The 3,104-nt window shown below is 52.5% G+C and carries 1 rRNA gene; it reads left to right on the plus strand.

Annotated features, from left to right (window positions below):
* Positions 1-143: 143 nt before the first annotated feature.
* Positions 144-3,050 (plus strand): 23S ribosomal RNA (locus tag QMZ65_RS25120).
* The last annotated feature ends 54 nt before the right edge of the window (positions 3,051-3,104 follow it).

Genomic DNA, 3,104 nt, shown 5'->3' on the forward strand with positions numbered 1-3,104 from the left:
TTGCTCTTTAACAATCCGGAACAAGCTGAAAATTGAAACGACACGTCGTGTTCATTCTCCGTAATAAGAATGAATAAACGATGTGTTCGAGTCTCTCAAATGCTTGCAGTCTGCATGCGTTGTAAAACGCCTGTGGGTTGTGAGGTTAAGCGACTAAGCGTACACGGTGGATGCCCTGGCAGTCAGAGGCGATGAAGGACGTGCTAATCTGCGTAAAGCGTCGGTAAGGTGATATGAACCGCTACAGCCGACGATGTCCGAATGGGGAAACCCGGTGCACTCTGTGCATCATCGCAACATGAATACATAGTGTTGCGAGGCGAACCTGGGGAACTGAAACATCTAAGTACCCAGAGGAAAAGAAATCAACCGAGATTCCCCCAGTAGCGGCGAGCGAACGGGGAGCAGCCCAGAACCTGAATCAGTTTGTGCATTAGTGGAAGCGTCTGGAAAGTCGCAGGGTACAGGGTGATACTCCCGTACACAAAAATGCACATCCTGTGAGTTCGAAGAGTAGGGCGGGACACGTGGTATCCTGTCTGAATATGGGGGGACCATCCTCCAAGGCTAAATACTCCTGACTGACCGATAGTGAACCAGTACCGTGAGGGAAAGGCGAAAAGAACCCCGGCGAGGGGAGTGAAACAGAACCTGAAACCGTGTACGTACAAGCAGTGGGAGCCAACTTGTTTGGTGACTGCGTACCTTTTGTATAATGGGTCAGCGACTTATATTCTGTAGCAAGGTTAACCGTATAGGGGAGCCGCAGGGAAACCGAGTCTTAACTGGGCGTTAAGTTGCAGGGTATAGACCCGAAACCCGGTGATCTAGCCATGGGCAGGTTGAAGGTTGGGTAACACTAACTGGAGGACCGAACCGACTAATGTTGAAAAATTAGCGGATGACTTGTGGCTGGGGGTGAAAGGCCAATCAAACCGGGAGATAGCTGGTTCTCCCCGAAAGCTATTTAGGTAGCGCCTCGTGAACTCATCTTCGGGGGTAGAGCACTGTTTCGGCTAGGGGGCCATCCCGGCTTACCAACCCGATGCAAACTGCGAATACCGGAGAATGTTATCACGGGAGACACACGGCGGGTGCTAACGTCCGTCGTGAAGAGGGAAACAACCCAGACCGCCAGCTAAGGTCCCAAAGTCATGGTTAAGTGGGAAACGATGTGGGAAGGCACAGACAGCCAGGATGTTGGCTTAGAAGCAGCCATCATTTAAAGAAAGCGTAATAGCTCACTGGTCGAGTCGGCCTGCGCGGAAGATGTAACGGGGCTAAACCATGCACCGAAGCTGCGGCAGCGACGCTTAGGCGTTGTTGGGTAGGGGAGCGTTCTGTAAGCCGTTGAAGGTGAACTGTGAGGTTTGCTGGAGGTATCAGAAGTGCGAATGCTGACATAAGTAACGATAAAGCGGGTGAAAAGCCCGCTCGCCGGAAGACCAAGGGTTCCTGTTCAACGTTAATCGGAGCAGGGTGAGTCGACCCCTAAGGCGAGGCTGAAAAGCGTAGTCGATGGGAAGCAGGTTAATATTCCTGCACTTGGTGTTACTGCGAAGGGGGGACGGAGAAGGCTAGGTTATCCGGGCGACGGTTGTCCCGGTTTAAGCATGTAGGCGGGAGTTTTAGGTAAATCCGGAACTCTTTTAACGCTGAGGTGTGATGACGAGTCACTACGGTGATGAAGTAACTGATGCCCTGCTTCCAGGAAAAGCCTCTAAGCTCCAGGTAACACGAAATCGTACCCCAAACCGACACAGGTGGTCAGGTAGAGAATACCAAGGCGCTTGAGAGAACTCGGGTGAAGGAACTAGGCAAAATGGTGCCGTAACTTCGGGAGAAGGCACGCTGGCATGTAGGTGAAGGGACTTGCTCCCCGAGCTGAAGCCAGTCGAAGATACCAGCTGGCTGCAACTGTTTATTAAAAACACAGCACTGTGCAAACACGAAAGTGGACGTATACGGTGTGACGCCTGCCCGGTGCCGGAAGGTTAATTGATGGGGTTATCCGCAAGGAGAAGCTCTTGATCGAAGCCCCGGTAAACGGCGGCCGTAACTATAACGGTCCTAAGGTAGCGAAATTCCTTGTCGGGTAAGTTCCGACCTGCACGAATGGCGTAATGATGGCCAGGCTGTCTCCACCCGAGACTCAGTGAAATTGAAATCGCTGTGAAGATGCAGTGTACCCGCGGCAAGACGGAAAGACCCCGTGAACCTTTACTATAGCTTGACACTGAACATTGAGCCTTGATGTGTAGGATAGGTGGGAGGCTTTGAAGCGTGGACGCCAGTCTGCGTGGAGCCAACCTTGAAATACCACCCTTTAATGTTTGATGTTCTAACGTAGACCCGTAATCCGGGTTGCGGACAGTGTCTGGTGGGTAGTTTGACTGGGGCGGTCTCCTCCCAAAGAGTAACGGAGGAGCACGAAGGTTGGCTAATCCTGGTCGGACATCAGGAGGTTAGTGCAATGGCATAAGCCAGCTTGACTGCGAGAGTGACGGCTCGAGCAGGTGCGAAAGCAGGTCATAGTGATCCGGTGGTTCTGAATGGAAGGGCCATCGCTCAACGGATAAAAGGTACTCCGGGGATAACAGGCTGATACCGCCCAAGAGTTCATATCGACGGCGGTGTTTGGCACCTCGATGTCGGCTCATCACATCCTGGGGCTGAAGTAGGTCCCAAGGGTACGGCTGTTCGCCGTTTAAAGTGGTACGCGAGCTGGGTTTAGAACGTCGTGAGACAGTTCGGTCCCTATCTGCCGTGGGCGCTGGAGAATTGAGGGGGGTTGCTCCTAGTACGAGAGGACCGGAGTGAACGCACCACTGGTGTTCGGGTTGTCATGCCAATGGCATTGCCCGGTAGCTAAGTGCGGAAAAGATAAGTGCTGAAAGCATCTAAGCACGAAACTTGCCCCGAGATGAGTTCTCCCTGACTCCCAGAGAGTCCTGAAGGGACGTTGAAGACGACGACGTTGATAGGCCGGATGTGTAAGTGCAGCGATGCATTGAGCTAACCGGTACTAATGACCCGTGAGGCTTAACCTTACAACGCCAGAGGCGTTTTTGAGAGACGCAGAAGTAGATTTTCAGCTTTGTTCA

Origin of the sequence: Pantoea sp. EABMAA-21, from assembly GCF_030053335.1 — a bacterium.
Taxonomy (GTDB): Bacteria; Pseudomonadota; Gammaproteobacteria; order Enterobacterales; family Enterobacteriaceae; genus Pantoea; species Pantoea communis.